Annotated in this window: 2 protein-coding genes and 1 pseudogene; 2 read left to right on the top strand and 1 reads right to left on the bottom strand. The window is 72.2% G+C overall.

The window, feature by feature from the left end:
* Together HUX53_RS04680 and HUX53_RS04675 are read left to right on the top strand one after the other, a co-directional pair.
* Window positions 1-823, top strand: an 823-nt coding sequence (locus HUX53_RS04680; RefSeq protein ID WP_309237051.1) for a transporter substrate-binding domain-containing protein, incomplete at its 5' end; no start/stop codon positions are given.
* A gap of 37 nt (window positions 824-860) precedes the next feature.
* Window positions 861-1655: an endonuclease/exonuclease/phosphatase family protein gene (locus HUX53_RS04675; RefSeq protein WP_176401931.1), complete on the top strand. Its 795-nt coding sequence runs from the start codon at window positions 861-863 to the stop codon at window positions 1653-1655.
* Here the strand turns inward: HUX53_RS04675 and HUX53_RS04670 are convergent.
* Window positions 1647-2148, bottom strand: a pseudogene (locus HUX53_RS04670) (hypothetical protein); the annotation flags it as partial. The gene HUX53_RS04675 and the pseudogene HUX53_RS04670 overlap by 9 nt on opposite strands.

The following is a 2148-nucleotide window of genomic DNA, read 5'->3' as shown; positions in this document are numbered from 1 at the left end:
CGGGCCGGGCCCGGCGGCGGCGTGGCGGCTGATCGCGGCGGGGGCGGTGGTGTGCGCGCTGGTGAGCGGGTGCGGTGGTGGTGAGGGGACGTCCATCCTCGGCAAGGAGACGCTGGTCGCCGGCGTCCGGCCGGACCTTCCGGGCATCGGGTTCAAGCGCGACGACGGGACGTTCGAGGGCCTGGACGTGGACGTGTCCCGCTACCTGGCCGACCGTATGGGGAAGAAGGTCCGGTTCGTCCCAGCGCTGGCGCGCGACCGTGAGCGGCTGCTCCGCGAGGGCGACGTCGACATGGTGCTGACGTTCTGGCTGGAACCCGAGTGGAAGCAGCGGCTCGCGTTCGCCGGTCCGTACCTCCTGTCGTACCAGGACATTCTCGTCCGGGACGGCGAGAAGGACGTGAAAGGCGTGCGCGACCTCCGGGGCCGCAAGATCTGTGCCGTCACCGGGTCGGGCGCGGCCGAGGCGGTGACCGTGGAGCGGCAGGTGCCGGCGGTTCCGGTCGCGGCGCGGTCCTATGACGACTGCATGACCATGCTGCGGGACGGACGAATCGCCGCGATCACGACGAACGACACCATCCTGGCGGGACTGAAGACGCGGCAGGGCGCCGGGTTCCGGCTGCTGAACAGCAGGTTCGGCGAGCGGCGGACGGGCATCGCGATCCGCAAGGGCGACCCCGACGGCTGCGAGGCGATCAACCGGGCCATCACCCAGATGTACCAGGACGGGCCGATGGCGAAGTTCATGCACAAATGGTTTGGCACGTCCGGCCTCGACCTGTCGGACGTGGAGGTCCCCCAGTTCGAAGGCTGCCTCTGACCCGCGTGAACGACCCCGCGACGGGTAACGGGCCGGCATGCGCGTCCTGACCCTCAACCTGTGGGGACGGCGGGGACGGTGGCCCGAGCGCCGCGACGTGATCGCCGAGGCCGTCCGCGAGCCGGCCCCCGACCTCGTCGCGTTCCAGGAGTCGGTCACTACGGCGGACTGCGACCAGGCCGCCGACCTGCTCGGCCCGGACTTCCACCTCGTCCACCAGGCGGAACGCGAGCCGGACGGCCAGGGCATCTCGGTCGGCAGCCGCTGGCCGGTGACTGCGGCCCGCGAAGTGGACCTCAACGTGACGCCCCGGACGGCCGGGTTCGCCTGCACGACCCTCATCACCGAGATCGCGGCGCCGGCCGGTCCCGTGCTGTTCGTGAACCACTTCCCCAGCTGGCAGCTCGCGTACGAGCACGAGCGGGAACTCCAGGCGGTGGCGGCGGCCCGCGCCATCGAGGAGAGCCTGACCAGTGGACCCATGCACGTGGTGGTGGCCGGCGACTTCGACGCCGACTCCGACGCGTCCAGCATGCGGTTCTGGACGGGCCGCCAGTCGCTGCACGGCATGAGCGTCTGCTACCGGGACTGCTGGGAACGGGTCAGGCCGGACGAGCCGGGCCACACGTACACGCCGGACAATCCACTCATGGAGGACGGCGACTGGCCGTTCCGCCGGATCGACCACATCCTCGTCCGCTGCGGCCTGCACGGCGGCCCGACCCTGGAGATCCGCGACTGCGCGCGCGTTCTCGACGAGCCGGTGAACGGCGTCCAGGCGAGCGACCACTACGGGGTCATCGCCGACCTGGCCGTCCGGACGTCACTCTGACTTGCCGTTGCCCACGCCGTTGCCCGAGTTCTGGCCTGGCGGGGAGCCGTTGTTCGCGCCGTTGCCCTGGCCGTTCCCGTTGTTGTTGCCGGGGCCGCGCGGCGGCGGGCTGGTGCTGTGCGGGTTCGGGCTGTTCTTCTTCTTCTGCTGCCCTGGCGCGGTCGACTTGCCGTGCTGGTCCTTCGTCGCCGTCGCGGACGAGGACGGTGACGACGACCGGCGAGTGGGCAGCGGCGACGGCGAGTACTGCGTCGCCGGGGTGCTGTCGTGGCCGCCGTCGGAGTGCTCGGAGTGCGACGGGGACGGCGCGGGCACCGGCTGCCGGCCGGGGAAGTGCCCGGTCGCGTAGGCGACGCCGCCGGTCAGCAGGATCGTGCCGCCGATCAGCGCGATGACCTTGGCGGTCAGGAACCGGCGCAGGACGGCCGGCCGGGACGTGCGCGCCGGGGCGGGGGCGGCCCGGAACGCGGCGGCTGCGGCGTCCTCGCCGGCG

Source organism: Actinomadura sp. BRA 177 (assembly GCF_013372625.1).
Lineage (GTDB): Bacteria > Actinomycetota > Actinomycetes > Streptosporangiales > Streptosporangiaceae > Spirillospora.
The sequence above is the reverse complement of the archived record's forward strand: the minus strand, read 5'-3'. Positions and strand labels throughout refer to the sequence as shown.

What these genes read in the sequence shown, in the direction of transcription:
- HUX53_RS04675 (WP_176401931.1), top strand. Translation starts at nt 861, where the DNA reads ATGCGCGTCCTGACCCTCAACCTGTGGGGACGGCGGGGACGGTGGCCC.